Consider the following 26,968-nt stretch of genomic DNA (forward strand, 5'->3'; position numbering starts at 1 on the left):
CGTCTTTCTGCCGTTTACCCTCTGTTTTCGCTAAGAAACTTCTCAAAAACCCTGTATTAACCCGGCATTTCTGTTTTAGGGGTATTTAACCCGGTAAGAATCATTGTATATCAGTGTCTGGCCCATGGCGTGCGGTGGAAAGCCCGCGTCAGACAACCCGAGCGGGTTGTGGGCGATTGACTTTTGGGAATGTTGTTTATGCGATTAATACTGATATCACACAGCCGCCTCTTAGCGTTGTCTGCTCTGTTCTTGATTCCGACGTTTGACGCTCTGTCCGCTGAAAATACCCTGACCGATAGCACTACGCTGATCGATCGTACGACTCAGAGTGAGAGTACTACGCTGAATGAGAGTACTACCCAGAGAGATAGTACTACTCGGAATGATAGTACTACCCGGCGTGATCCGGCCCCGAGCTTCTGGCAACGCGCCAGTAATAACCTGTCGGAGACCTGGCAACACCCGCAGTCTCAGGACTTGTATGTACCAGCAATTACCTGGCATAACCGCTGGACTTACGACAGGGCAAAAACCGATAAGTACAACGAGCGCCCCTGGGGAGCGGGGTACGGCGTATCGCGGTTGGATAGCGATGGCGACTGGCATGCCTTGTATGTCATGGCGTTTAAAGACTCGTTTAATAAGTGGGAACCGATCGGCGGTTATGGATATGAAAAACGCTGGCGGCCGCTGGAAGATCAGGATGTCCAGTTCGGGCTGGGGTTTACCGCAGGTGTCACCATGCGGGATAACTGGCACTATATTCCAATCCCGGTGCTCTTGCCGCTGGCGTCGGTCAGCTATCAACGGCTGTCTTTTCAGGCTACCTATATTCCCGGTACCTATAACAACGGCAACGTATTTTTCGCCTGGTTACGCTGGCAATTCTGAGTAATCGAATGGTTATATTTTGTTCTGATGTAAACCATATTGAGGGAAATTCAGCCGCCTGACTCGACTACAATGCTTCATCTGTTTCGTGTTATAGAGCGAGTCACGCCGTGCCGTTATTAATCATTACCACCATTATCTGGTCGTTTTCTTTCAGCCTGATAGGCGAATACCTGGCCGGTCAGGTTGATAGCTGGTTTTCCGCCATGTTCCGACTGGTGCTGGCGGCGTTAGTCTTCCTGCCTTTCCTGCGCTGGCGCGGTTATTCCGCTAAAGCCCTGGGGTTGTATTTGCTGGTGGGGTTTTTCCAGCTTGGCGTCATGTACCTGTTTCTGTTCCGTAGTTACCTTTACCTGAATGTACCGACGATTCTGCTGTTTTCGGTCATGACGCCGCTGTATGTCACGCTGATTTACGACTTGCTGAGCGGGCACCGCTTGCGTTGGGGGTATGCATTCAGTGCGTTGCTGGCGGTACTGGGCGCGGCGGTGATCCATTACCACGGCATCAGCGATCATTTTTGGTGGGGATTGTTGCTGGTTCAGGCGGCGAATATCTGTTTTGCCTTGGGGCAAGTAGGGTATAAGCGGCTGATGGAAGTGTATCCGATGCCGCAGCACAGCGCCTTTTCCTGGTTCTATCTTGGTGCGGCACTGGTGACCCTGGTGGCCTGGGCGCTGTTTGGTAATGTGGCCAAACTGCCCACCGCGCCGGTACAGTGGGGTGTACTGGTGTTTCTCGGCGTGGTGGTTTCTGGCCTGGGCTATTTTATGTGGAACTATGGCGCAACGCAGGTGGATGCCGGTACGTTGAGTATTATGAATAACTTTCACGTCCCGGCCGGGTTGCTGGTCAATTTCGCGTTCTGGCAGAAAACACCGAACTGGACCAGCTTTGCTATCGGGTCAGCGATTATTGCGCTGGCCTTGTGGGTGCACCAGCGTTGGGTCGTGAAGCGTCCCGCACAAACGGCAGATGCTCGCAGGCATGCTGGCGCGCAGAACGAATAAATGCTTCGATAACCGGCTGACGCTGCTCGCCGTCGCGAACTGCGGCGTAGAGCCGGCTCCATAAGCCGTCCCCCAGGGTTTTGGTGACTACCAGACCCTGGCGTTCAAAACTCTCCACCACCCAGTGCGGTAGCGCGGCGATACCCATGCGTGCCGCCACCATTTGGATCAACAGCAGGGTATTGTCCACACTTTTCAGCGACGGGCTGACTCCAGCGGGTTGCAGGAAGTGACGCCACACATCCAGTCGTTGGCGTTGAACCGGGTAGATCATGAGCGTTTCCTGCGCCAAATCATCAGGCACGATGACAGCCTTGGCAGCCAGCGGATGATCCGGCGATAGCACCAGTCGTACCTCAAAATCAAACATCGGCGAATAGTGCAGACCGCTACGCGGCAGAATGTCAGAGGTCATCACCAAATCCAGCTCGCCTTGCTGCAGGGCGGGTTGTGGGTCAAAGGTGACGCCGGATTTGAAGTCCATGGCCACTTGCGGCCAGCTCTGGTGAAATTGCTCCAGCGCCGGTGTTAGCCACTGGATACAACTGTGGCATTCGATAGCCAGTCGCAGGGTGGTTTGATGCGGCTCGTTGCAGGCCTGAAGCGCCTGTTGAATCTGCGGCAGGATCTGCTCAGCCAGCTGCAGCAGAATTTCCCCCTGCGGCGTAAAGCGTAGCGGCTGGCTCTTACGGACGAACAAACGGAACCCCAACCGTTGTTCCAGATCGCTGAATTGATGCGACAAGGCCGATTGCGTCTGATGGAGCTGTGCAGCAGCGGCGGCTAACGATCCCGTGGTGCGCAGTGCCTGTAGTGTCCGTAAGTGTTTGAGTTCGATCATGAGAGTCCTTCACAGTGACGGTGAATAAATTGCGCTTGTACTGACTACACTACCTGCGGATTATGGATGTGTAAACATCTGGACGGCTAAATGGGGATTCAAGCATGACAATTCTAAATCACACTCTCGGTTTTCCGCGTGTCGGGCTGCGTCGTGAACTGAAAAAAGCGCAGGAAAGCTATTGGGCAGGGAACAGCACGCAGGAAGAACTGCTGAATGTGGGCCGTGAGTTGCGTGCCCGTCACTGGCAACAGCAGAAAGACGCTGGCGTTGAATTGCTGCCGGTGGGCGATTTTGCCTGGTACGATCATGTGCTGACCACCAGCCTGTTGCTGGGGAACGTGCCAGCCCGTCACCAGAATGCGGATGGTTCCGTGAACCTGGATACCTTGTTCCGCATCGGCCGTGGCCGTGCCCCAACCGGTAATCCGGCGGCGGCGGCCGAAATGACCAAATGGTTTAACACCAACTATCACTATATGGTGCCGGAATTTACCAAAGGCCAGCAGTTCAAACTGACCTGGACTCAACTTCTGGATGAAGTCGATGAGGCATTAGCGTTGGGCCACAAGGTGAAACCCGTGCTACTGGGTCCGGTAACTTATCTGTGGCTGGGGAAAGTTAAAGGGGAAACCTTCGATCGTCTGGATCTGTTGAGCACAGTATTGCCAGTGTACCAGCAGGTACTGGCTGAGCTGGCTAAACGCAACATCGAATGGGTGCAGATTGATGAGCCGGTGTTGGCGCTGGAACTGGATGCCGAATGGAAAGCGGCATTTAAACCGGCTTACGCTGCGCTGCAAGGTCAGGTGAAGTTACTGCTGACCACCTATTTTGACAGCATCGGCCAGAATCTGGACGTGATCAAGGCACTACCGGTGCAGGGGCTGCATGTCGATCTGGTTCACGGCAAAGACGATGCTGCCGCACTCAATGCACAGTTGCCTGCCGACTGGGTGCTGTCGCTGGGGGTCATCAACGGCCGTAACGTGTGGCGCGCCGATCTGGCGAGCTGGTTCGAGCGTCTGCAACCGTTGCTGGGCAAGCGTACATTGTGGCTGGGTAGTTCCTGCTCTCTGTTGCACAGCCCGATTGATCTCAGCGTCGAAACTCGTCTGGACGAGGAAGTGAAGAGCTGGTTCGCCTTTGCGATTCAGAAGTGCCAGGAGCTGGCGTTGCTGACCCGCGCGCTCAACAGCGGCAATGGCGACGAACTGGTAGCATATAGCGCACCGATCCGCGCCCGCCAGACATCGACCCGTGTGAATAACCCAGAAGTGGCAAAGCGTCTGGCCGCGATCACGGCACAAGACAGCCAGCGTCAGAACCCGTATCCGGTTCGTGCACAAGCGCAGCGTGCGCGTTTCCAGTTACCAGACTGGCCGACCACTACCATCGGTTCGTTTCCGCAAACCACCGAAATCCGTGGCCTGCGTCTGGATTTCAAACAGGGTCGTCTGGATGGTCAGAACTACCGCATCGGCATTGCCGAGCACATCAAACAGGCGATTGTGGAACAGGAACGTCTGGAACTGGATGTACTGGTGCACGGTGAAGCTGAACGTAACGACATGGTGGAGTACTTCGGCGAGCATCTGGATGGCTTCGTGTTCACCCAGAACGGCTGGGTGCAAAGTTACGGTTCCCGTTGTGTTAAACCGCCGGTGGTGATTGGTGACATCAGCCGTCCTGAGCCGATCACGGTTGAGTGGGCGAAGTACGCTCAATCGCTCACCAGCAAGCCGGTAAAAGGCATGCTGACCGGTCCGGTTACGATTCTGTGCTGGTCCTTCCCGCGTGAAGACGTCAGCCGTGAAACTATTGCTAAGCAGATTGCGCTGGCGCTGCGCGACGAGGTGGCGGATCTGGAACAGGCCGGTATCGGCATCATCCAGATTGACGAACCGGCGCTGCGTGAAGGCTTGCCGTTGCATCGCTCCGACTGGGCGGCGTATCTGGAGTGGGCTGTCGATGCGTTCCGCCTGAATGCGGCGGTCGCGAAAGACGATACCCAGATTCATACCCACATGTGCTACTGCGAATTCAACGACATTATGGACTCCATCGCGGCACTGGATGCGGACGTTATCACTATCGAAACCTCGCGTTCTGATATGGAACTGCTGGAATCGTTCGAAGAGTTCGAGTACCCAAATGAAATCGGCCCAGGCGTGTACGATATTCATTCACCGAACGTACCGAGCGTCGAATGGATTGAAGCGCTGCTGCGTAAGGCGGCCCAGCGTATTCCGGCAGAACGCCTGTGGGTGAACCCGGACTGCGGCCTGAAAACGCGCGGCTGGCCGGAAACCCGTCAGTCACTGGCGAACATGGTGCAGGCAGCCAAGCGCCTGCGCGAAACAGCGGAATAAGTCAGCCGAAAACGGTGATGGGGAATGGCGCAAAGGATGAAAGGACACGCGTGAACCACAGGATGTGACGCAGAGGGCTGGGGCGTTCCACATCACCGCCTGAAATCCTGAAATAACAAGGGAGACGATAGTGTCTCCCTTATTTTTTCTTTTCGCTTTATCGGTGAAATTACACCACGCCGTAGCGGGCGAACCACGCCAGCATACGTTGCCAACCGTCTTTGGCTGAGGCTTCATGGTATGTCGCACGGTAGTCGGCATGGAAGGCGTGATCGGCATCGGGATAAACCACGATTTCCGCATCCGCATTGACCGCTCGTAGTGCCTGACGCATGGTTTCCACCTGTGTTAGGGGAATACCTTTGTCCTGCCCGCCGTATAGTCCAAGCACCGGGGCGCTCAGATCTTTGGCGACATCTACCGGATGTTGGGGCGAGGTCAGTGTTTTTTCGGCGACCAGCTTGCCGTACCAGGCAACCGCGGCTTTTAACTGCGGATTGTGTGCGGCGTACAACCAACTGATGCGTCCACCCCAGCAGAAACCGGTAATTGCCAGACGTTTGGCATCCCCACCCTGGCGTACCGCCCAGTGTGCGGTATGGTCAAGGTCAGATAAGACCTGATTGTCTGGCACCTTGCTGACCAGTTCACTCAGCAATGTGGGGATATCGCTGTACTGCTGCGGGTCGCCCTGCCGGAAATAGAGTTCCGGTGCGATGGCCAGATAGCCCTGTTTAGCCAGCCGCCGACAGACATCACGAATATGCTCATGTACACCGAAGATTTCCTGCACGACCAGTACAATCGGTAATGGGCCGTCGGCCTGTTCGGGTTTGGCAAGATAGGCCGGCAGATTATCACCCTGTGAAGGTATCGTGGTTTCACCGGCCACCAGCCCGACGGCATCGGTGGTAATGGCGGAAGAAGCCAGCGGCATGACAGCTGGCGAAAATGCCCGTGTGGTCTCTCTGAGTGTCAGTAGCTCATCGGTTTTCATTGTCTTTCCTTTATCAAGACTGGAATCTGCCAGCGGGACATGTCGCACCCGCGTTAAGCAAGTGTAGGAACTTTGTAGTGTATTGCGAATTTCGGCAACCAGATAGGGCAATCGGTGCCACACGCTGTGCCACATTGTGTGGCGCAATAACGGGTGATTACAGTCTAAAGTGTGATTAATATCACGATATTAATGTAAATAGATGTTCGTTACTTTCCAATGAGCGACGTGCTTCACTTAACGGCGACAATCTGTGCGCTAAGATGGTGCTGTACCTGACGGCTTGCCTGGGAGGCGTTTATGTCCGATGTATTTCATCTCGGTTTAACAAAACAGGATTTGCAAGGAGCCACGCTGGCGATAGTGCCCGGCGACCCGGCTCGCGTGGAAAAGATTGCCCGCTTGATGGAGAACCCGGTCTTTCTGGCGTCGCACCGGGAGTTCACCTCCTGGCGTGCGGAACTGGCAGGCAAACCGGTGATTGTCTGCTCCACTGGTATTGGCGGCCCCTCTACCTCAATTGCGGTAGAAGAACTGGCGCAACTGGGTGTGCGTACCTTCCTGCGTGTCGGCACAACCGGTGCTATCCAGCCGCATATCGCGGTGGGCGATGTGCTGGTCACCACCGCCGCGGTACGTCTGGACGGTGCCAGCCTGCACTTTGCACCGCTGGAGTTCCCGGCGGCGGCGGATTTTGCCTGTACCTGTGCACTGGCAGAATCGGCGCGTGAAGCAGGGGCGACGCTGCATGTCGGCATTACAGCCTCTTCAGATACCTTCTATCCGGGCCAGGAACGCTACGATACCTTTTCTGGTCGGGTCGTACGGCGTTTTCAGGGGTCTATGGCGGAATGGCAGAGCATGGGCGTGCTGAACTATGAAATGGAATCCGCTACGCTGCTGACGATGTGTGCCAGTCAGGGGCTGCGTGCTGGTATGGTCGCGGGTGTGATCGTCAACCGCACCCAGCAGGAAATCCCCGATACCGCTACGATGCAAAAAGCGGAACACGCGTCCGTCAATGTGGTGTTGTCGGCGGCTCGCAAATTGCTGAGCGCCTGAGCGTTATGGTGTCATCACGAGTTGTGATGTCATCAATAGTTGTGATGCTATCGCCGGGTCGCTAGCCCGGCAGGGCGGTACGAGCGTGTTTGTACCGCCTTTTGTCTTTCTGTATACCGACCCCACGAGCTGTTCATCGGTTTGTCTGCCTTCATGCTAATTTAATTGTCAGGCCGGATAATACCCGTCAGTAGCCGTCGTTCGGCGATGGTTTAACCGTAATCATTCAGCATAGATAACGGATCCTTGATAGCTAACCCTTGATAATTCATTTTTGATAACGACAGGGAAAGGTATGACTTCATCTTCATTGTTACATCCCTCGTTGCTGCCGCTTGATGGCGGCGTCAATTTTCGTGATTTGGGCGGTATCCGCGTAGCGGATGGGCGGCAGATCAAGCGTGGCAAGCTGTTTCGTTCCGGTGCGCTGGATATGCTGAGCGAGCGGGATATCGACCATCTTGCCAGTGTACCGGTGGCCCATGTGGTGGATTACCGTGATCAGGACGAAGCGGCGTTGCGGCCCGATCGTCTGTGGTCTGGTGCGCGTTACCATCCGGTACCGGCTAATCCGCTGCGTCATGAGGTCACTGCCAGCCTGGAAACGCTAGGCTCGGAAAAACTCGAGGCATTCGATTCCCGTGCGTTCATGATGGAGCTGTATCGCCGTTTACCGTTCGGCAATCCGGCCTACCAGCATTTGGTGGCGTTGCTGCGCCAGCCTGACGATGGCGCGCTGGTGCAACATTGCGCGGTGGGCAAGGATCGTACCGGCATTGGTTCTGCGCTGGTGCTGTTCGCGCTGGGCGCGGATGAACAAACGGTTATGGAAGATTATCTGATCACCGAATCCACCCTGATTCCGTTCCGTCGCCAGTTGCTGGAAGATTTGGCGTCGAGCCTGAGTGAAAAGGCGCTGAAGCGCTTTGATTTCGTGCTTTCCGCCCGCGAAGAGTTTCTGGTGACGGCGCTGCATACAATCCGTGAGAAGCATGGGTCGGTGGATAACTGGCTGGCGCAGGATTACGGTCTGGATGCCTCATCGCGTGATGCGCTGCGGGATAAATATCTGGCGTGAAGGCGTTAGCGATTAGCGCAAAACCGGGAGCGATAGCTCCCGGTTTATGTTGACGGGTGACTAGCCGGTATTGCGCATCCCGGCTGCGACGCCCGCGATGGTGACCATCAGCGCTTGTTCTACCTGTGGGTCCGTCATGTCTTGCTGACGTGAGCGGTGCAGCAATTCCGCCTGCAATACGTTGAGTGGGTCGGTATAGACGTTACGCAACGCGATGGATTCGGCAATCCACGGCAGGTCGGCCATCAGATGGTCGTCGTTAGAGATAGTCAGCACCGCCTGGATGTCTTTTTCCAACTGTTCACGCAACTGTTTGCCAAGCGACCACAGTTTTTCGTCCACCAGCCGCTGGTCGTAGTATTCCGCCAGCCACAGGTCAGCCTTGGCAAATACCATCTCCAGCATGCCGATACGGGTGGAGAAGAACGGCCAGTCACGACACATGGTTTCCAGCTGGCTCTGATGCCCTTTGTCGATCACGTCTTGCAACGCCGCACCAGCACCCAGCCAGGCGGGCAGCATTAAACGGTTCTGGGTCCAGGCGAAAATCCACGGAATAGCACGCAGGCTTTCCACACCGCCATTCGGCCGACGTTTGGCCGGGCGTGACCCCAGCGGCAGTTTGCCCAGCTCCAGTTCCGGCGTGGCGGCGCGGAAGTAGGGCACGAAGTCCGGATTTTCCCGCACGTAACCACGGTACATGTCGCAGGAGATACGTGACAACTCATCCATGATGTGATGCCACTCCGGCTTCGGTTCCGGTGGCGGCAGCAGGTTGGCTTCCAGAATGGCGGACGTGTAAAGCGACAGACTGCTGATGGTGACTTCCGGCAGACCGAACTTGAAGCGGATCATCTCGCCTTGCTCGGTCACACGCAGGCCACCTTTCAGGCTGCCCGGCGGTTGGGAGAGCAGTGCGGCGTGAGCTGGCGCACCGCCACGGCCAATTGAACCGCCGCGACCGTGGAACAAGGTCAGCGCGATACCGTATTTTTCGCAGGTTTTGATCAGTGCGTCCTGTGCACGGTACTGCGCCCAGGAGGCCGCCATCACCCCGGCGTCTTTGGCTGAATCTGAATAGCCAATCATCACCATCTGTTTGCCCTGAATGAAGCCGCGATACCAGTCGATATTGAGCAACTGGATCATCACGCTGTCGGCGTTATTCAGATCGTCCAGGGTTTCGAACAACGGGGCTACCGGCAGAGAGTACGGGCAACCGGCTTCTTTTAGCAACAGATGTACCGCCAGCACGTCGGACGGGGTACGCGCCATCGAGATAACATAAGCGGCAATGGAGTCGCGTGGGGTTTCGGCAATAACCCGGCAGGTTTCCAGTACTTCTTGCGTGTCAGCGCTCGGTTCCCATTGCCGCGGTAGCAACGGACGTTTGGAGTTCAGTTCGCGGATCAGGAACGCCTGCTTGTCGGATTCAGACCAGCTTTCATAATCCCCCAGCCCCAGATAGCGGGTGATTTCCGCCAGCGCGTCGGTGTGACGCGTACTTTCCTGACGCACGTCGATGCGCACCAGCGGTACACCAAAGCAGCGCACCCGGCGCAGCGTATCCAGCAATTGACCATCGGCGATGATCCCCATGCCGCAGGCGTGCAGCGACTGGTAACAAGCGTAAAGTGGTTCCCATAGCTGGTCGTTGGTGACCAGCAGATCGTTGGGCGGCACCCGCTGTTCGCCCTTCAGGCGTGCGTCCAGATAGTCCAGCGTGGTGGTTAACTGCGCACGCAAGCTTTTCATTAGTTCGCGATAAGGTTCCTGCACCTCGTCGCCACCAGCCAGTTGTTGTAGTTTGGGCGTGCACGTCGTCATCGATAGTTCAGACACCAGCACCTGCACGTCTCGCAGGAACAGGTCGGCGGCTTTCCAGCGGCTTAGCAGCAGCACACGACGGGTGATTTCAGAGGTCACGTTCGGGTTGCCATCGCGGTCGCCACCCATCCAGGAGGTAAAGCGCACCGGCACCGAATCCACCGGCAGGCGGTAGCCCAGTTCCTTGTCCATTTGCTCGTCGAGTTCACGCAGGAACGCAGGCACCCCTTCCCACAGGCTGTTTTCCACCACCGCAAAGCCCCACTTGGCCTCGTCTACCGGCGTCGGGCGGATTTTACGGATTTCATCGGTATGCCAGTACTGGGCAATCAGCTGGCGCAGACGACGCATGATTTGGTGGCGTTCGTAGTCGGCCAGGTCGTTGTGATCGAGCTGCTTGAGACAGGTATTGACCTCTACCAGCTTGTGGATCAGCGTGCGGCGGGTAATTTCCGTTGGGTGTGCGGTCAGTACCAGCTCGATAGACAGCGATTCCACTGCATTGCGGATGTCTTTGTCACTCAGGTTGTCGCGGCTTTTCAGGTTGCGAAACACCGTCGCCAGCGCTTCCGGGTTACTGGCCGCTTCGCCGTGCGGAGAAATACTGTGGTACTGCTCGGCGGTGTTGGTCAGGTTAAGGAACTGGCTGAACGCACGGGCGACCGGCAGCAGTTCTTCGTTGGACAGGTTTTGCAGCGTGGTCAACAGCTCCTGACGGTGTGTTTCACTCCCCGCCCGCGACGCTTTAGATAGCTTGCGGATGGTTTCAACCCGCTCAAGGATATTGGCACCCAGCGCATCCTTGATGGTATCGCCGAGCAATTTACCCAGCATGCTGACATTGCTCCGCATGGCGGAATATTGTTCATTCATAGTTACCCTGACCCACCTCATGATTTTGTAAATTTATTACACACAATAATTGTGTGGTTACTGTCTTTTATCTAGCCATGTTCGCCATTGTTCGTCAATGAACGTGTTTTAATCACTACAGTTGTACCCGTTTAACCGGTACAAAGGCAATTTGTGAAATTTAATTACAAAAGCTTGCTGATAAGTGACACTTATCTTATGGCGATGGAGAAAGCAAGCAGGCGGCGAGCCATTGGACGATAAAACGGCAATAAGAAGGCAGAAACGATGAGGGCCTGCGGTGCTGAGACTGATGGGTTGGCTGTCAGGAGATTGCCCGGCACTTAAGGCCGGGCAAGTGATGAACACACGCAGTACGTGAAATCGGCTGGCGAAATCAGTGCTGGCAGAAGTGGTGCACTAACTGGGTAATCAGGGTGCGAGTGGGTTTGATAAACGACATATCGATGAATTCATCTGGCTGATGCGCCTGATTGATAGAGCCGGGGCCAAGCACCAGCGTCGGGCACAGCTCCTGAATAAATGGCGCTTCGGTACAGTAATTCACCACATCGGTCGGTTGCCCCACCAGTTTTTCCACCACCTGTGCCAGTTGATGGTCCGCCGGGCATTCATAGCCGGGAATCGGCGGGTGCAGTTCGCTGATGGTCAGTCGGCCCGGCCAGCGCTCACTAACCGGTGCCAGGGCTTCGCTCAACAAGCCGTTGAGATCGCTGAGCGTCATGCCGGGCAGTGGGCGGATATCCATGTGCAGATCACAGCAGGCGCAAATGCGGTTAGCGGCGTCGCCGCCATGAATATGGCCGAAATTCATGGTCGGGTAAGGGATATGGAACGCCGGGTTGTGGTAACGCGCTTTAAGTGTGTTGCGCAGCCCCATCAGTTCAGAGATGGCTTCGTGCATCAGCTCAATGGCGTTAACACCGCGTGACGGGTCGCTGGAATGACCGGACTGGCCCTGAATGCGAACGACATTCGACATGTGGCCTTTGTGGGCGCGTACCGGTTGCAGCGAGGTGGGCTCGCCGATAATCGCACAATCCGGGCGGATGCCGGTCGACTCGGAGAAATATTTAGCACCCGCCATCGTTGTTTCTTCATCTGCGGTGGCCAGAATATACAGCGGCTTGGTCAGCTTACTGGCATCCACATCGCGCAGCGCATCAAGAATAAAAGCGAAAAAGCCTTTCATGTCGGCGGTGCCGAGCCCGTAGAGCTTATTGTCATGCTCGGTGAGGGTAAAAGGGTCGCGCGTCCAGCGTCCGTCGTCGAACGGCACTGTGTCGGTGTGACCGGCCAGCAGCAGTCCGCCGTTACCTTCACCCAGACGGGCCAACAAATTGAATTTATTAAACGTACCGGGAACCGGCTGTACATCGACATGAAAACCCAGATCGCTAAACCATCCCGCCAGCAGATTGATTAAGGTCTCATTGCTTTGATCCAGCGCGCGCTCGGTGGCGCTGATGGATGGAGTGGCGATCAATGCCCGGTAGAGCTCCATAAAAGGGGGTAAATTCATCTTCACTGTTGACAGCCTCTGGGTTAGGATAGTATCAATATTCATGCATTTATTGTGAATAAAAATACAATAATGCCAGGCGAAATGAAATCACAAGCTGTGCGGCGAGGCGAGATTGTCGCATAATCGTTTCTTCTGGCTGTTGTGGGTGAACAGCGTGGCCGCGCTGATGAGCCTGCTTACTGTTCCACCTATCTGGCAATAAAGGTATACCGAACTCATGCTGAACACGTTGATCGTTGGTGCAAGTGGCTATACTGGCGCTGAATTGGCCTTGTACCTGAACCGTCACCCACAGATGAACATAACCGCTTTAGCGGTCTCTGCGCAAAGCGTTGATGCGGGAAAACGCATTTCTGACCTGCACCCTCAGCTTAAAGGCATTATCGACTTACCGGTGCAACCGTTGACCGATGTGGCCGAGGCCGCAAAGGGTGTGGATGTGGTGTTTCTGGCCACTGACCACAAGGTGAGCCACGATCTTGCACCGCAATTCCTGAACGCCGGTTGTACCGTGTTCGACCTGTCTGGCGCATTCCGCGTGCAGGATCCTGAATTTTATACCCGTTACTACGGCTTCGAGCACCAGCACGCCGACTGGCTGGCGCAGGCGGTGTATGGCCTGGCGGAATGGCAGGCAGAGTCTATCAAGCAAGCGCGGCTTATCGCTGTGCCGGGGTGTTACCCCACCGCGTCTCAACTGGCACTGAAACCGCTGGTGGAAGGCGGTTTGCTGAACCCAAACCAGTGGCCGGTGATTGATGCCACCAGTGGCGTCAGCGGTGCTGGTCGTAAGGCGAGCATGACCAACAGTTTCTGTGAAGTCAGCCTGCAGCCGTATGGCATCTTCAATCATCGCCATCATCCGGAAATCGCCACCCATCTCGGTATTCCGGTGATTTTCACCCCGCATCTGGGCAATTTCCCGCGTGGTATTCTGGCGACGATTACTTGTCGTTTGCAGCCGGGCGTCACCGCGCAGGACGTGGCGGAAGCCTACCATAACGCTTATCACGACAAACCGCTGGTGCGGTTGTATGAGAAAGGCGTACCGGCACTGAAATCGGTAGTCGGATTGCCGTTCTGCGATATCGGCTTCGTGGTGCAAGACGAGCACCTGATCGTGGTCGCTACTGAAGATAACCTGCTCAAAGGTGCGGCGGCGCAGGCGGTACAGTGCATGAACATTCGCTTCGGTTTCCCTGAAACCCAATCTTTACTCTGATGACACCCTGAGGCGCAAAGACCGATGAATCCGTTAATTATCAAATTAGGTGGCGTATTACTGGATAGCGAAGAGGCGCTGGAGCGCCTGTTCACCGCGCTGGTCGCTTACCGTCAACAGCATCAGCGCCCGCTGGTGATCGTTCATGGTGGCGGTTGTCTGGTCGATGACCTGATGAAGAAACTGTCGCTGCCGGTGGTCAAGAAAAACGGCCTGCGTGTGACGCCAGCCGATCAAATCGACATTATTACCGGTGCGCTGGCTGGTTCTGCCAATAAAACCCTGCTGGCCTGGTCGATTCGTCACGGCATTAACGCGGTGGGCCTGAGTCTGGCGGATGGCGGCAGCACCGTGGTAACACAACTGAATGATGAACTGGGCCATGTGGGCAAAGCGGAAGCGGGTTCTCCGGCACTGCTCAACACTCTGCTGAGCGCCGGTTATCTGCCGGTTATCAGCTCCATCGGCATTACCGCTGGCGGTGAACTGATGAACGTCAACGCTGATCAGGCTGCCACCGCGCTGGCACAGACGCTGGGCGCGGATTTGATTCTGTTGTCCGATGTGAGCGGCATTCTGGACGGTAAAGGTCAGCGCATTGCGGAAATGACCGCCAGTAAAGCGGAAGAGCTGATCGCTCAGGGCATTATTACCGACGGTATGATCGTTAAAGTGAATGCGGCACTGGACGCGGCGCGAGCGCTGGGTCGTCCGGTTGATATCGCCAGCTGGCGCCATGCCGAGCAGTTACCCATGCTGTTCAGCGGCGTGTCTATCGGTACCCGCATTCTGGCGTAATCCGTCAGCATGTCGTACGTGTTCTTCCCGCGTAAACCGCCGGAAGAACACGGCAGTTCAATCACGGGCTGAACGGGAGTTGGCCCGCTTTTATCAGAGAGACCGGGAGTGTAGTTATGGCTTTGTGGGGCGGACGGTTCACGCAGGCGGCAGATAGGCGTTTTAAACAATTCAACGATTCACTGCGGTTTGATTACCGTCTGGCGGAGCAGGACATTATCGGGTCCATCGGCTGGTCTAAAGCCTTGGTGACGGTAAATGTACTGAGCGCTCAGGAGCAGCAGCAACTGGAGCAGGCACTCAATGCGTTGCTAACCGAGGTGCAGGCAGACCCGGAAGCTATCCTGCAAAGCGATGCGGAAGACATCCACAGCTGGGTAGAGCAGAAACTGATCGAGAAAGTCGGCGATCTGGGCAAAAAACTGCACACCGGGCGCAGCCGTAACGACCAGGTGGCGACGGACCTGAAGCTGTGGTGCAAGGCGCAGGTGAGCGAGCTGGCGCAGGCGATTCGTCATCTGCGAGCGGCGTTGGTCGTTACCGCCGAAGCGAATCAGGATGCGGTGATGCCTGGCTATACCCACTTACAGCGCGCACAGCCGGTGACCTTCGCTCACTGGTGTCTGGCTTACCATGAAATGCTCGCACGTGATGAGAGCCGTCTTGAGGATACGCTCAAGCGTCTGGACGTCAGCCCACTGGGCTGCGGCGCGCTGGCGGGCACCGCTTATCCTATCGACCGCGAGCAGTTGGCTGGCTGGTTGGGCTTTGCCTCTGCTACCCGCAACAGTCTGGATACGGTCTCTGACCGTGATCACGTACTGGAACTGCTGTCTGATGCGTCTATCGGTATGGTGCATTTGTCGCGCTTTGCCGAAGATTTGATTTTCTTCAACAGCGGTGAAGCGGCGTTTGTCGAATTGTCTGACCGCGTGACTTCAGGCTCTTCCTTGATGCCGCAGAAGAAAAACCCGGATGCATTGGAGCTTATCCGCGGTAAATGCGGCCGTGTACAGGGCGCGCTGGCCGGTATGCTGGTTACGCTGAAAGGGCTGCCGCTGGCCTATAACAAAGATATGCAGGAAGACAAGGAAGGGCTGTTCGATGCACTGGATACCTGGCACGACTGCCTGTTGATGGCGTCACTGGTGCTGGAAGGCATTCAGGTGAAACGTCCGCGCTGTCAGGAAGCGGCACAGCAGGGTTACGCCAACGCGACCGAACTGGCTGATTACCTGGTCGCCAAAGGTGTGCCGTTCCGTGAAGCGCACCACATCGTTGGTGAAGCGGTGGTGGAAGCGATTCGTCAGGGTAAAGCGCTGGAAGCGCTGTCACTGGTGGATCTCAAACAGTTCAGCGCAGTCATCGAAGACGATGTCTATCCGGTGCTGTCGTTGCAATCCTGTCTGGATAAGCGTGCTGCACAGGGCGGGGTGTCGCCACAGCAGGTCGCACGCGCGATTGCCGATGCGAAGCAACGTCTGGCGTAATCCTGTTTATCGATATCAGAACCGGCCTGCGGGCCGGTTTTGTTTTTTCTGCCTTCTCCTTTATCTGTCTTCGACCTTCTGCTTTCTGATGTCGGCTCGCATTTTCTCGCTATTCGACGGCTTTTCCGGCCGATTTCGCACATAACCTCTGGACAGATATACAGCCTCACTTTACCTTGGCGGGCAGTGGTACTGATAACCTGGGGGCGGTGTGGATATCTCCTTGTTCTATGGCATCGGCGGTGGCGTCGTTGGTTTGTTGTTGGGCTGGCTGGCCGCCAGCCTGCTGCAACAACAGCGTCAAGCGCGGCATGATACCGAGTTTCGGTTACAGCAGCAGGCGCTGGAGCAGACGCGCCAGCAACTGAGCGAAAACCAGCAAGCGCGGCAGCAAGACCAGCAGCGGTTGGATCAACAGACGCAGGAGTTACGTTCGCTACACGCGCAACTGGCGGCGGGCGAGGAAAAACTGCGGCAATTGGCAGAGCTGCGTGAAGAGTGCGCCCAGCTCAATCAGGAACTGCGCGCATTGCGTGAGGCCAACGGTGCGCAGGAAGCAGAGCTGCGTGAAGTCACCATTCGCCTTGAAGAAACCCGACTGGCGGCGGAAGAGAAGCAGCGGTTGCTGATGAATAGCGAGCAGCGTTTATCCACTCAGTTTGAAAACCTCGCCAATCGTATCTTTGAACAGACCGGGCATAAGGTGGACCAGCAAAACCAGCAGAGCATGGAGAAGCTGTTGACGCCATTACGCGAGCAACTGGATGGTTTTCGCCGTCAGGTGCAAGAGAGCTTCGGGGCGGAATCGCGTGAGCGACACACGCTGGCGCATGAAATTCGTAATTTGCAGCAACTGAATGCCCGCATGGCGCAGGAAGCCATCAACCTCACTAATGCGTTAAAAGGCGACAACAAAACCCAGGGTAACTGGGGAGAAGTGGTGTTGAGCCGGGTACTGGAAAGTTCCGGATTGCGTGAAGGGCATGAATATGACATCCAGGTCAGCGTTCAGACTGCTAGCAATAGCCGCCTGCAACCGGATGTGATTGTCCGGCTGCCGCATGGCAAAGATGTGGTTATCGATGCCAAAATGTCGCTGGTGGCTTATGAGCGCTATTTCAACAGCGATAATGAAGCTGAACGAGCGGCGGCACTGAATGAACATCTGTTGTCTATCCGTAATCACATTCGGTTGCTGGGCAGCAAAGATTACCAACAACTACCGGGATTGCGTTCTCTCGACTATGTGTTGATGTTTATTCCCGTTGAACCGGCGTTTCTGGTGGCTATCGATCGTCAGCCTGATCTGATCACCGAGGCATTACGTCACAATATTATGCTGGTCAGCCCCACGACTTTACTGGTAGCGTTACGGACGATTAACAATCTCTGGCGTTATGAGCAGCAAAGCCGCAATGCGCAGTTAATCGCTGAACGCGCGTCACGGTTGTACGACAAACTGCGTTTGTTTGTTGATGATATGGCGTCGCTGGGGCAAGGGCTGGATAAAGCGCAGGCAGGTTACCGTCAGGCGATGAAAAAGCTGGCGTCCGGGCGCGGCAATCTGATTGGTCAGGCCGAAGGGTTCCGGGCATTGGGGGTGGAGATCAAGCGACCAGTCAATGTCCCCATGATGCAAGATGAGCCTTTGGCGCCTGATGCGTTGTTCGCATTGTCACAAAACGCGCATGATGATGAGACTGAACACAGTGTAGATGGCATGGATGATGTGCCGAATGGCACGGCGGTATGATGTTGATCAGGTTCAGCGCACAGGGTGGAAAGAAGGGCGGTCGCTTTTGAGCGGGGTCTGGTACACTCTCTACCCATTAATGCTACCCATTAATGGGTAATGCGATCCTGAGGTTGAAGAAGCAGGTGGATAACATGGTAGACGATTCGGATAAGACGACACATTTTGGTTTTCGCACGGTAGCGAAAGATGATAAGGAAGCCATGGTGGCGGATGTTTTTCATTCTGTGGCTGCCAAATATGACCTGATGAATGATCTGATGTCATTTGGCATTCACCGTGTTTGGAAACGGTTTACCATTGAGTGCAGCGGTGTACGTCGTGGCCAGCGTGTGCTGGACCTGGCGGGTGGTACCGGCGATCTGACCGCCAAATTCTCCCGTCTGGTGGGGGATGAAGGTGAAGTGGTATTGGCGGATATCAATGCTTCAATGCTGAAAGTAGGGCGCGAGAAGCTGCGTAATAACGGTGTGGTGGGCAATGTCAGTTATGTCCAGGCCAATGCAGAAGCGCTGCCGTTTCCAGAGAATTTTTTCGACTGCATCACCATTTCGTTCGGATTGCGTAACGTCACCGAAAAAGAGCGAGCACTGCGCTCTATGTATCGGGTGCTGAAGCCCGGTGGTCGCTTGCTGGTGCTCGAGTTCTCGAAACCTACCGTGAAGGCGTTGAGCAAAGTCTACGACGCCTACTCTTTCCATGTGTTGCCCCGTATTGGCGAAATGGTTGCCAGTGATGCCGGTAGCTACCGCTATCTGGCCGAATCCATTCGTATGCATCCTGACCAGGAGACATTGAAAGGGATGATGGTCGATGCCGGTTTTGACAGTGTGGATTACTTCAATCTGACCAGCGGTATCGTGGCGCTGCATCGCGGATTTAAATTCTGAGTTGGATACTCCCATGTTGATAATGCCTGTGTTGACGGCGGCACTGGAAACAGCGCTCAACCAGCTTTTGTTCCGTGACCGGAGTCTGAAAGCCGCCCGTCAGCGTTTGCACGGAAAAACGTTGCGAGTGGATGTGGCGGAACTGGGTACGCCGTTGGTATTGGTTTTTTCCGAATATCGCCTTGATGTGGTGAGTCAGTGGGCAGAGCAGCCAGACTGTTGGCTGCAAACCCGCTTACCTGCATTGATGAAATTGCGCGACCGGCAGCAATTATCTACGCTGATGCGCAGTGGTGAATTGGTGCTGGAAGGGGATATTCAGGTGGCGCAGCAGTTTGTCACCTTGCTGGATCTGGCGGAGTTTGACCCGGCAGAATGGCTGTCGCCCTGGCTGGGTGATGTGGTGGCCGAAGGGTTGAGTCAGGCGGCGGGTAAGGTTGCGGGGACGTTGATGCGTTCAGCATGCCGCCAGCAGCAGGCGCTGTCGGAAACCGTAACCGAGGAGTGGCGTCTGGCACCCGGCAAGCTGGAAGGGCTCTGGTTTGCTGACGAAGTGGATGTATTGGCGCAATCGGTGGAGGCACTGTCCGCCAGGCTGGCAAAACTGGAGGGAGCGCCATGACGCCGGGAGAATTGTTGCGGTTGTACCGGATTATCCGGGTATTGCTGAGCTACGGGCTGGATGAGCTGATCCCGCGTATTCCTCTCACCATGCCGCTACGCCTTTGGCGTTGTTTACTGTTCTGGTTACCGAATCGTCACAAAGGTCAGCCACTGGGCGAGCGTCTGCGACTGGCGTTGCAGGAACTGGGTCCCGTGTGGATCAAGTTCGGTCAGATGATGTCCACACGCCGTGATCTCTTTCCTCCAGCCATTGCCGATCAACTGGCGATGCTGCAAGACCAGGTTGAGCCGTTTGATGGCGAACTGGCCCGTCACCAGATTGAAACGTCGATGGGCGGCAAGCTGGAAACCTGGTTTGATGATTTTGACGCTAAGCCGCTGGCATCGGCGTCGATTGCTCAGGTGCATACCGCCAGACTGAAAACAACGGGTAAAGAGATCGTCATCAAAGTCATTCGCCCGGATATATTGCCGGTCATCAAGGCGGACATGCGCCTGATGAATCGGTTGGCTGGCTGGTTACCGCTATTGCTACCGGATGGTCGTCGCTTGCGGCCGCGTGAAGTGGTACGCGATTACGAAAAAACGCTGTTGGATGAGCTGAACCTGCTGCGTGAAGCGGCCAACGCCATCCAGTTGCGGCGAAACTTTGAAAACAGCCCGATGTTGTATGTTCCGGAGGTGTACTCCGATTACTGCAACGAACAAGTGCTGGTCATGGAGCGTATCTACGGTATTCCAGTATCGGACATCGATGCGCTGAAGCAGCATGGCGTCAACATGCCGTTGCTGGCCGAGCGTGGTGTTCAGGTCTTTTTCACTCAGGTATTCCGCGACAGCTTTTTCCATGCCGATATGCACCCCGGCAATATCTTCATCAGTTATGAACATCCGGAAGATCCGCAGTATATCGGGATTGACTGCGGCATTGTCGGCTCGCTGAATAAAGAAGATAAGCGTTATCTGGCGGAGAACTTTATTGCCTTTTTCAACCGTGACTACCGTCGCGTCGCTGAACTGCACGTAGATTCTGGTTGGGTACCGGCTGATACCAACGTAGAAGAGTTCGAATTTGCTATCCGTACCGTTTGTGAGCCCATTTTTGAAAAGCCGTTAGCAGAAATTTCTTTCGGTCATGTATTATTGAACCTCTTTAATACGGCGCGTCGCTTCAATATGGAAGTGCAACCCCAGTTGGTGTTGCTCCAGAAGACGTTACTGTACATTGAGGGCGTCGGGCGTCAGCTCTACCCTCAGCTGGATTTGTGGAAGACGGCGAAGCCCTTTCTGGAAACCTGGCTGAAGGATCAAGTCGGCTTGCCGGCCATGTTGCGGGCATTTAAAGAGAAAGCGCCGTTTTGGGCAGAAAAGCTGCCCGAGATTCCCGAATTGTTCTACGACAGTTTACGTCAGCATAAAATGCTGAAGCAGAACATGGAGTTATTGACTGGCGAGTTGCGTTCGCAACGTACCCGCCATGGTCAGGCTCGCTATCTGCTGGGTGTGGGAGCGACGTTGCTGCTGAGCGGGACGATACTGCTGGTGAGCCAGGTCGAAGCGGATATTGTACCGGCTGGCCTGTTCGCTGCCGGTTTTGTGGCCTGGATTATCGGCTGGCGCAGTACTCGCTGAACCCGTTGAATAACGCCTCATCAGTATCCCGGCGTTGACTGATGAGCGTGTTACATGAATTCCTTTTGAGTAAAGAGGTAAGCATAGTATGGGCGGTATTAGTATCTGGAATCTATTGATTATCGGGGTGATCGTGGTGTTGCTGTTTGGCACCAATAAGCTGAGAACCTTGGGGTCAGACTTGGGCGCGTCAATCAAAGGCTTCAAGAAAGCAATGAGTGACGATCAGCCTGCGGCCAATGATGACAAGCAGCAAGACGCTGACTTTGCGACTAAATCCATTTCGGAGCACAAGCCGCAGACAAGTCAGGAAGAGAAAAGCCACCATAAAGAGCAGGTGTAACCGGTGTTTGATATCGGGTTTAGTGAACTGCTGTTGGTGATGGTGATCGGTCTGGTGGTGCTGGGACCTGAACGCTTGCCGATAGCGGTAAAAACGGTGGCCGGGTGGATACGGGCGCTGCGCTCGTTGGCATCGACGGTACAAAATGAACTGGCGCAGGAGATGAAACTGCAGGAATTGCAGGAAAGCCTGAAGAAAGTGGAACAGGCTAGCCAGTTGCAAAATTTGTCGCCGGAGCTGAAAGCGTCGATGGATGAGCTGAAAGAGGCTGCCGAAGCGATGAAGCGTCCGCACAGTATCAAGCTGGATAACAGTGATGCGCCAGGGCATGTGCCGCTTGCCGATCCAGAGGCCGCGCATGATGGCGTGCTGGAAGTTGAGCTGAAAGCGCAAAGCCATGCGGAGCAGAATGTGAAGCATGATGCGGCTTCCCCGTCTCCTGTTGCGGCTGTTCCGGCTACTGAGCCGACTGCGCAGGCAGAAATACAGGCAGAGACAACGGTGCCGAACGTGCCTGTGTCGGCGGCACCGGTATTGGAAAACGTCAGCCATACTGCCAGCCATACTGAAAGCAAGGCCAAACCTGAGCCGGTGTCGCCCGCTTCTTCCTCTCAACCTTCTGGTGATCGTTAACCTATGGCTGTTGATCAAACTCAACCGCTGATAAGCCATCTGATCGAACTGCGTAAGCGGTTGTTAAATAGCATTATCAGCGTACTGGTCGTGTTTCTGGCACTGGTTTACTTTGCCAATGACATCTATCAGTTTGTCTCTGCGCCGCTCATTAAACAACTGCCGGCCGGGGCTAGCATGATTGCGACCGATGTGGCCTCGCCGTTTTTCACCCCGATAAAGCTGACGCTGATCGTGTCGGTGTTTTTATCTGCGCCACTGGTGTTGTATCAGGTGTGGGCGTTTGTGGCTCCCGCCTTGTACAAGCACGAACGTCGTTTGATGATGCCGTTGCTGGTGTCCAGCAGCCTGCTGTTTTACATGGGAATGGCGTTCGCTTATTTCATCGTCTTTCCGCTAGCGTTCAGTTTCTTTGCCCAGACCGCGCCGAAGGGGGTATTGATTGCGACTGATATCAATAACTACCTTGATTTCGTCATGGCGTTGTTTATGGCATTCGGTGTGTCGTTCGAAGTGCCGGTAGCCATCGTGCTGCTGTGCTGGAGTGGGGTCGTTACGCCGGAAAGTCTGAAACAGAAACGGCCTTATGTGCTGGTGGGGGCCTTTGTGGTGGGGATGCTGTTGACGCCACCGGATGTGTTCTCCCAGACGCTGTTGGCCATTCCGATGTATTTGCTGTTTGAAATCGGCGTGTTTTTCGCCCGGTTCTACGTTGGTAAACGGCGTCGGCCAGAGGAAGAAGAAGACGTTGACGAATCTGCGCCGTCTTCCTGAGTGGCGTCTCGCCGTTAAACGGCGGCCTTCTTACTGTGACACCTCTTTCGGGAGGTGTTGTTTTTTGGGGGTGTCCACGGTGGTCACCATAACGGACTTTGGGATATCTGCGCATGTTCGATATTGGCGTTAATCTGACCAGCTCACAGTTTCGTTCAGACCGCGAGCAGGTGGTAAGCAAGGCGCGTCAGGCGGGTGTGACGGGCTTGCTGTTGACTGGAACCAATACAAGAGAGAGTGAGCAGGCATATCTGCTCGCCACGCAATATCCCGATTACTGTTGGTCAACCGCCGGTGTGCATCCACATGATGCGAGTAGCTGGAGTGATGACACTGCGGCGTTGATTCACCAACTGGCAGGACGTGAGCAGGTGCTGGCGATTGGCGAGTGCGGGTTAGATTTTAACCGTAACTTTTCCACTCCCGAAGAACAGGAACTGGCATTCAGCGCACAACTGGCGATTGCTGCTGAACATGACATGCCGGTTTTTTTGCACTGCCGCGATGCGCATGCGCGGTTTATGGCGCTGCTGACGCCGTGGCTCGATAAACTGCCCGCGGTGGTGTTGCACTGTTTTACCGGCTCAGGCGACGAGCTGGATGAATGCCTGCGTGCCGGATTGATGATCGGCATTACCGGCTGGGTGTGTGATGAACGTCGTGGGTTGGCGCTACGCGAGCTACTCCCCCGGATTCCGGACGATCGGTTGTTGCTGGAAACCGATGCGCCCTATCTGTTACCCCGGGATTTACATCCTAAACCTGCATCCCGCCGTAACGAACCCTGTTTTCTGCCGCATATCGTCCATCAGGTTGCGCTCTGGCGCAGCCAGGATGCGCAATGGCTTGGCAGAAATGTGGATGAAAACGCCCGTCGGATTTTCCGCCCGGGCCAGAAAGGAGAATAATGATGAGTAATGTTTTTCCCGGTGCGTTTCCAGGACGTCGCCTGCGTCGTCTGCGTCGCCATGATTTCAGCCGCCGTCTGGTGGCGGAACATCAGGTTACGGTTAACGACCTCATCTATCCGGTGTTTGTCATGGAAGGCAAGCAGGGACGTCAGGAAGTACCCTCCATGCCGGGCGTGTATCGCCTGACCATTGATGAGCTGGTAAGAGAAGCGGAAGTGATTGCCAAACTGGGTATCCCAGTGCTGTCGCTGTTCCCGGTGATCGAAGCGGATAAAAAGTCGTTGCTGGCTGAAGAGGCCTACAATCCGGATGGGTTGGTGCAGCGCGCGGTGCGTGCGCTGAAAGATGCCGTACCGGAGTTGGGACTGTTGACCGATGTGGCGCTGGATCCTTACACGACTCACGGTCAGGATGGTGTCATTGATGAAGACGGCTATGTGGTCAACGACATTACCAAAGAGATTCTGGTGCGTCAGGCGCTGTCTCACGCGCAAGCCGGTGCAGAGATCGTGGCACCCAGCGACATGATGGATGGTCGAATCGGTGCGATTCGCGAACAGCTGGAAGAACAAGGGCTAGTGAATACCCAGATTATGGCGTATTCCGCCAAGTACGCGTCTTGTTACTACGGGCCGTTCCGCGATGCATTGGGCTCGTCGGGCAACCTGAAAGGCGGCAACAAAAAAACCTATCAGATGGATCCGGCCAACACGAATGAGGCGTTGCAGGAGATCGCACAGGATCTGCAAGAAGGCGCTGATATGGTGATGGTGAAACCGGGTATGCCGTATCTGGACGTGGTCCGGCGGGTGAAGGACACCTTCGGTGTGCCGACCTTCGCTTATCAGGTGTCTGGCGAGTATGCGATGCAGATGGCGGCAATCCAGAATGGCTGGCTGCAAGAACAGCCGCTGGTGATGGAATCGCTGTTGTGCTTCAAGCGTGCCGGTGCGGATGGAGTGCTGACCTATTTCGCCAAACGCGTGGCCGAATGGTTGCGTGACGACGCGTTACGTCGCTGATGAACTCGCTGTAATCGCTGTACTGTAATCACTGCCGATGACAGCATGCCGTCAGGGCCTGGCCCTGACGGTTCAGGCCTTTCGAAACTGACGATTGTCGATGCTCTGCCGCACCTGCTTATTCAGCAAATTGAGCAGTAGCATGGAGCGCGCCTCGCCATCCGGTTCGGTATAGATGGCCTCTAAGCCACTGAATACCCCTTCGGTGATGGTGACCTGATCGCCGGGTTGTGGTGTTTCCGGGTCGACATGGGTGGCGCACTGATGGTGTTGCAAATCCTCAATCACCTGCTGAGGGACCAACGCCGGCAGGTTGCCGAAACGGACAAAATGGCTCACGCCACGTGTTGAACTGATGGTAGTGGTGTGTATGTGCTCCGGGTCGAATTCAACGAACAGATAATTGGGGAACAGCGGTTCGCTGACCTCGGTTCGTTTTCCTCGTACGATTTTCTCCAGCGCGATCATCGGGCTCAGGCAGACCACGTCCTGACGCTCCAGATGTTCTTTGGCCCGCAACAATTGGCCGCGCTTGCAATAAAGTAGGTACCAGGCTCGCATAGTTTCACTTTTTTCTGTGGCTTTTATCGCGGGAGAGGATAGCAAAAGCGTTACGCCTTGCGGGATAAAATTGTTGGGGGAAATTCCTAAATATAGGCGGTGTTGATTATCAATATATACCCTAAATAATTCGAGTTGCAGGAAGGCGGCAAGTGAGTGAATCCCGATGAGCTTAATGAGGTAAGTGATTCGGGTGAATGAACGCCGCCAACACACCTGCAACTTGAAGTATGACGGGTATTAAGCGGGGGATGGTGCCAGAAATAGCATGGTCGGTAAGCGACAGCATGACCAAGAGCCTTTATAATACCTCCACCACTGACCTTTCTGATGATCAGCATGAAATACCGTGACTTACGTGAATTTCTCGCACAGCTTGAAGCGAGAGGCGAACTCAAACGCATCCATCAGCCGATAGATCCTTACCTGGAAATGACGGAAATTGCCGATCGCACCTTGCGTGCTGGTGGCCCGGCTTTGCTGTTTGAAAATCCGAAAGGTTACGCTATGCCGGTGCTGTGCAACCTGTTCGGTACGCCGAAACGTGTGGCGTTAGGAATGGGGCAGGAAGAGGTTGGCGCGCTGCGGGATGTCGGCCGTTTGCTGGCGTTTTTGAAAGAGCCTGAGCCGCCACGCGGTTTTCGCGATTTGGTGGATAAGCTGCCCAAATTTCGCCAGGTGTTGAATATGCCAACTAAGCGCCTTTCGAACGCGCCCTGTCAGGAACAGGTGTGGGAAGGCGAAGAGGTGGATCTGGGGCGGATTCCGATTATGCATTGCTGGCCGGGCGATGTCGCCCCGCTGGTCACCTGGGGACTGACGGTGACGCGCGGGCCTTTCAAAGAGCGCCAGAATCTGGGGATTTACCGCCAGCAGTTGATTGGTCGTAACAAACTGATTATGCGCTGGTTGTCACACCGTGGCGGTGCGTTGGATTTCCAGGAGTGGTGCCAACAGCACCCTGGTGAGCGTTTCCCGGTAGCAGTAGCGTTGGGCGCTGATCCGGCTACGATCCTCGGGGCGGTAACGCCGGTGCCGGATACGCTGTCTGAGTATGCCTTTGCTGGGTTGTTGCGTGGTCACAAGACGGAAGTGGTCAAATGTCTGTCCTGCGATCTGGAAGTACCGGCTAGTGCTGAAATCGTGCTGGAGGGCTATATCGACGCGGATGAGATCGCGCCGGAAGGACCTTATGGCGATCATACTGGCTATTACAACGAAGTGGATCATTTTCCTGTCTTTACTGTCACTCATGTTACCCAGCGTCGTGATGCTATTTATCATTCGACTTATACCGGTCGTCCGCCTGATGAACCGGCAGTGCTGGGGGTGGCGCTGAACGAAGTGTTCGTGCCGCTGTTGCAAAAGCAGTTTCCGGAAATTGTCGACTTCTATTTACCGCCGGAGGGCTGTTCTTACCGTCTGGCGGTCGTTACTATGAAAAAACAGTATGCCGGGCACGCTAAACGGGTGATGATGGGCGTCTGGTCTTTTTTACGCCAGTTCATGTATACCAAGTTTGTTATCGTCTGCGATGACGATATTAATGCCCGCGACTGGAAAGATGTGATCTGGGCTATTACCACGCGTATGGATCCGGCACGTGATACGCTGCTGGTGGAGAATACGCCAATCGACTACCTGGATTTTGCTTCACCGGTTTCTGGACTCGGCTCCAAGATGGGTCTGGATGCAACCAATAAATGGCCGGGAGAAACACAGCGTGAATGGGGTCATCCTATTACCAAAGATCCGTCGGTTGTCGCCCGTGTGGATGCCATATGGGACGAGTTAGCCATATTGAATGACAGTGGTAAGCCGCGCTGACGTCGCTTA

Annotated in this window: 23 protein-coding genes; 18 read left to right on the forward strand and 5 right to left on the reverse strand. The window is 55.2% G+C overall.

Features of this window, described 5'->3' with window-relative positions; translation table 11 throughout:
* Positions 1-198: 198 nt before the first annotated feature.
* The gene (pagP, locus tag FGI04_RS19955; RefSeq protein ID WP_407337145.1) at positions 199-894 is read left to right on the forward strand and encodes a lipid IV(A) palmitoyltransferase PagP; all 696 of its coding nucleotides are present in this window, start codon (positions 199-201) and stop codon (positions 892-894) included.
* 110 nt (positions 895-1,004) lie between these two features.
* The gene (locus FGI04_RS19960) at positions 1,005-1,904 is read left to right on the forward strand and encodes a carboxylate/amino acid/amine transporter (protein WP_407337146.1); all 900 of its coding nucleotides are present in this window, start codon (positions 1,005-1,007) and stop codon (positions 1,902-1,904) included.
* Here FGI04_RS19960 and metR read toward each other — a convergent pair.
* Complete coding sequence (gene metR, locus FGI04_RS19965; RefSeq protein WP_016943444.1) at positions 1,807-2,745, reverse strand: HTH-type transcriptional regulator MetR; 939 nt, start codon at positions 2,743-2,745, stop codon at positions 1,807-1,809. The genes FGI04_RS19960 and metR overlap by 98 nt on opposite strands.
* 104 nt (positions 2,746-2,849) lie before the next feature.
* Between metR and metE the strand changes: the two genes are divergently transcribed.
* On the forward strand, positions 2,850-5,117 hold the full coding sequence (gene metE / locus FGI04_RS19970) for a 5-methyltetrahydropteroyltriglutamate--homocysteine S-methyltransferase (RefSeq protein WP_407274214.1): 2,268 nt from the start codon (positions 2,850-2,852) through the stop codon (positions 5,115-5,117).
* A gap of 169 nt (positions 5,118-5,286) precedes the next feature.
* Here the strand turns inward: metE and FGI04_RS19975 are convergent, their stop codons facing one another.
* Positions 5,287-6,114: a dienelactone hydrolase family protein gene (locus FGI04_RS19975; protein WP_016943442.1), complete on the reverse strand. Its 828-nt coding sequence runs from the start codon at positions 6,112-6,114 to the stop codon at positions 5,287-5,289.
* A gap of 300 nt (positions 6,115-6,414) precedes the next feature.
* Between FGI04_RS19975 and udp the strand changes: the two genes are divergently transcribed.
* Together udp and FGI04_RS19985 are read left to right on the forward strand one after the other, a co-directional pair.
* Positions 6,415-7,176, forward strand: coding sequence for a uridine phosphorylase (gene udp / locus FGI04_RS19980; protein WP_038903005.1), 762 nt, complete (start codon positions 6,415-6,417; stop codon positions 7,174-7,176).
* Between the two features lie 295 nt (positions 7,177-7,471).
* Positions 7,472-8,254: a tyrosine-protein phosphatase gene (locus FGI04_RS19985; protein WP_407337147.1), complete on the forward strand. Its 783-nt coding sequence runs from the start codon at positions 7,472-7,474 to the stop codon at positions 8,252-8,254.
* 60 nt (positions 8,255-8,314) lie between these two features.
* Here the strand turns inward: FGI04_RS19985 and ppc are convergent, their stop codons facing one another.
* Both ppc and argE read right to left on the reverse strand, forming a co-directional pair.
* Positions 8,315-10,954 carry a phosphoenolpyruvate carboxylase gene (ppc, locus tag FGI04_RS19990; protein WP_407274213.1) on the reverse strand — a complete coding sequence of 880 codons (2,640 nt, stop codon included), beginning with the start codon at positions 10,952-10,954 and terminating at the stop codon, positions 8,315-8,317.
* Positions 10,955-11,330: 376 nt separating this feature from the next.
* A complete protein-coding gene (gene argE, locus FGI04_RS19995) occupies positions 11,331-12,482 on the reverse strand; it encodes an acetylornithine deacetylase (protein ID WP_342699035.1) in 1,152 nt (383 codons plus the stop codon).
* A 214-nt stretch (positions 12,483-12,696) separates the two neighbouring features.
* Between argE and argC the strand changes: the two genes are divergently transcribed.
* From argC to hemB, 12 genes are all read left to right on the forward strand, one after another.
* Positions 12,697-13,701, forward strand: a complete 1,005-nt coding sequence (argC, locus tag FGI04_RS20000) for an N-acetyl-gamma-glutamyl-phosphate reductase (RefSeq protein ID WP_015848217.1) — start codon at positions 12,697-12,699, stop codon at positions 13,699-13,701.
* Positions 13,702-13,725: 24 nt separating this feature from the next.
* Complete coding sequence (gene argB, locus FGI04_RS20005) at positions 13,726-14,499, forward strand: acetylglutamate kinase (RefSeq protein WP_407337149.1); 774 nt, start codon at positions 13,726-13,728, stop codon at positions 14,497-14,499.
* Between the two features lie 116 nt (positions 14,500-14,615).
* Entirely contained in the window at positions 14,616-15,989 is a 1,374-nt protein-coding gene (argH, locus tag FGI04_RS20010; protein ID WP_407337150.1) for an argininosuccinate lyase, read from the forward strand.
* A 211-nt stretch (positions 15,990-16,200) separates the two neighbouring features.
* Positions 16,201-17,742, forward strand: a complete 1,542-nt coding sequence (gene rmuC / locus FGI04_RS20015; RefSeq protein ID WP_407322045.1) for a DNA recombination protein RmuC — start codon at positions 16,201-16,203, stop codon at positions 17,740-17,742.
* Between the two features lie 134 nt (positions 17,743-17,876).
* Positions 17,877-18,632 (forward strand): bifunctional demethylmenaquinone methyltransferase/2-methoxy-6-polyprenyl-1,4-benzoquinol methylase UbiE, encoded by a 756-nt coding sequence (gene ubiE / locus FGI04_RS20020; RefSeq protein WP_026357851.1) that lies wholly within the window; start codon positions 17,877-17,879, stop codon positions 18,630-18,632.
* Between the two features lie 13 nt (positions 18,633-18,645).
* On the forward strand, positions 18,646-19,254 hold the full coding sequence (ubiJ, locus tag FGI04_RS20025; protein WP_342699030.1) for a ubiquinone biosynthesis protein UbiJ: 609 nt from the start codon (positions 18,646-18,648) through the stop codon (positions 19,252-19,254).
* Positions 19,251-20,888 carry a ubiquinone biosynthesis regulatory protein kinase UbiB gene (ubiB, locus tag FGI04_RS20030; protein ID WP_342699029.1) on the forward strand — a complete coding sequence of 546 codons (1,638 nt, stop codon included), beginning with the start codon at positions 19,251-19,253 and terminating at the stop codon, positions 20,886-20,888. The genes ubiJ and ubiB overlap by 4 nt, the downstream gene beginning before the upstream one ends.
* An 88-nt stretch (positions 20,889-20,976) precedes the next feature.
* The gene (tatA, locus tag FGI04_RS20035; RefSeq protein WP_342699028.1) at positions 20,977-21,231 is read left to right on the forward strand and encodes a Sec-independent protein translocase subunit TatA; all 255 of its coding nucleotides are present in this window, start codon (positions 20,977-20,979) and stop codon (positions 21,229-21,231) included.
* Between the two features lie 3 nt (positions 21,232-21,234).
* A complete protein-coding gene (tatB, locus tag FGI04_RS20040; protein ID WP_407274209.1) occupies positions 21,235-21,864 on the forward strand; it encodes a Sec-independent protein translocase protein TatB in 630 nt (209 codons plus the stop codon).
* A gap of 3 nt (positions 21,865-21,867) precedes the next feature.
* Positions 21,868-22,638, forward strand: coding sequence for a Sec-independent protein translocase subunit TatC (gene tatC / locus FGI04_RS20045; RefSeq protein WP_012882942.1), 771 nt, complete (start codon positions 21,868-21,870; stop codon positions 22,636-22,638).
* Positions 22,639-22,751: 113 nt separating this feature from the next.
* The gene (gene tatD / locus FGI04_RS20050; protein WP_342699026.1) at positions 22,752-23,546 is read left to right on the forward strand and encodes a 3'-5' ssDNA/RNA exonuclease TatD; all 795 of its coding nucleotides are present in this window, start codon (positions 22,752-22,754) and stop codon (positions 23,544-23,546) included.
* A 2-nt stretch (positions 23,547-23,548) separates the two neighbouring features.
* Entirely contained in the window at positions 23,549-24,571 is a 1,023-nt protein-coding gene (hemB, locus tag FGI04_RS20055; RefSeq protein ID WP_012882944.1) for a porphobilinogen synthase, read from the forward strand.
* Positions 24,572-24,643: 72 nt separating this feature from the next.
* Here hemB and rfaH read toward each other — a convergent pair whose 3' ends face one another.
* A complete protein-coding gene (gene rfaH, locus FGI04_RS20060) occupies positions 24,644-25,132 on the reverse strand; it encodes a transcription/translation regulatory transformer protein RfaH (RefSeq protein ID WP_342699025.1) in 489 nt (162 codons plus the stop codon).
* Positions 25,133-25,462: 330 nt separating this feature from the next.
* Here rfaH and ubiD point away from each other — a divergent pair, with 330 nt between their 5' ends.
* Entirely contained in the window at positions 25,463-26,959 is a 1,497-nt protein-coding gene (ubiD, locus tag FGI04_RS20065; RefSeq protein ID WP_407274208.1) for a 4-hydroxy-3-polyprenylbenzoate decarboxylase, read from the forward strand.
* The last annotated feature ends 9 nt before the right edge of the window (positions 26,960-26,968 follow it).

The organism is Dickeya ananatis (assembly GCF_019464615.1).
GTDB classification, from domain to species: Bacteria; Pseudomonadota; Gammaproteobacteria; order Enterobacterales; family Enterobacteriaceae; genus Dickeya; species Dickeya oryzae.

What these genes read in the sequence shown, in the direction of transcription:
- udp (WP_038903005.1), top strand. Translation starts at nt 6,415, where the DNA reads ATGTCCGATGTATTTCATCTCGGTTTAACAAAACAGGATTTGCAAGGA.
- rfaH (WP_342699025.1), bottom strand. Translation starts at nt 25,132, where the DNA reads ATGCGAGCCTGGTACCTACTTTATTGCAAGCGCGGCCAATTGTTGCGG.
- ubiE (WP_026357851.1), top strand. Translation starts at nt 17,877, where the DNA reads ATGGTAGACGATTCGGATAAGACGACACATTTTGGTTTTCGCACGGTA.
- metR (WP_016943444.1), bottom strand. Translation starts at nt 2,745, where the DNA reads ATGATCGAACTCAAACACTTACGGACACTACAGGCACTGCGCACCACG.
- tatC (WP_012882942.1), top strand. Translation starts at nt 21,868, where the DNA reads ATGGCTGTTGATCAAACTCAACCGCTGATAAGCCATCTGATCGAACTG.
- tatA (WP_342699028.1), top strand. Translation starts at nt 20,977, where the DNA reads ATGGGCGGTATTAGTATCTGGAATCTATTGATTATCGGGGTGATCGTG.
- pagP (WP_407337145.1), top strand. Translation starts at nt 199, where the DNA reads ATGCGATTAATACTGATATCACACAGCCGCCTCTTAGCGTTGTCTGCT.
- metE (WP_407274214.1), top strand. Translation starts at nt 2,850, where the DNA reads ATGACAATTCTAAATCACACTCTCGGTTTTCCGCGTGTCGGGCTGCGT.
- ubiJ (WP_342699030.1), top strand. Translation starts at nt 18,646, where the DNA reads ATGTTGATAATGCCTGTGTTGACGGCGGCACTGGAAACAGCGCTCAAC.
- argH (WP_407337150.1), top strand. Translation starts at nt 14,616, where the DNA reads ATGGCTTTGTGGGGCGGACGGTTCACGCAGGCGGCAGATAGGCGTTTT.
- ubiB (WP_342699029.1), top strand. Translation starts at nt 19,251, where the DNA reads ATGACGCCGGGAGAATTGTTGCGGTTGTACCGGATTATCCGGGTATTG.
- hemB (WP_012882944.1), top strand. Translation starts at nt 23,549, where the DNA reads ATGAGTAATGTTTTTCCCGGTGCGTTTCCAGGACGTCGCCTGCGTCGT.
- argB (WP_407337149.1), top strand. Translation starts at nt 13,726, where the DNA reads ATGAATCCGTTAATTATCAAATTAGGTGGCGTATTACTGGATAGCGAA.
- ppc (WP_407274213.1), bottom strand. Translation starts at nt 10,954, where the DNA reads ATGAATGAACAATATTCCGCCATGCGGAGCAATGTCAGCATGCTGGGT.
- FGI04_RS19985 (WP_407337147.1), top strand. Translation starts at nt 7,472, where the DNA reads ATGACTTCATCTTCATTGTTACATCCCTCGTTGCTGCCGCTTGATGGC.
- argC (WP_015848217.1), top strand. Translation starts at nt 12,697, where the DNA reads ATGCTGAACACGTTGATCGTTGGTGCAAGTGGCTATACTGGCGCTGAA.
- tatD (WP_342699026.1), top strand. Translation starts at nt 22,752, where the DNA reads ATGTTCGATATTGGCGTTAATCTGACCAGCTCACAGTTTCGTTCAGAC.
- ubiD (WP_407274208.1), top strand. Translation starts at nt 25,463, where the DNA reads ATGATCAGCATGAAATACCGTGACTTACGTGAATTTCTCGCACAGCTT.
- FGI04_RS19975 (WP_016943442.1), bottom strand. Translation starts at nt 6,114, where the DNA reads ATGAAAACCGATGAGCTACTGACACTCAGAGAGACCACACGGGCATTT.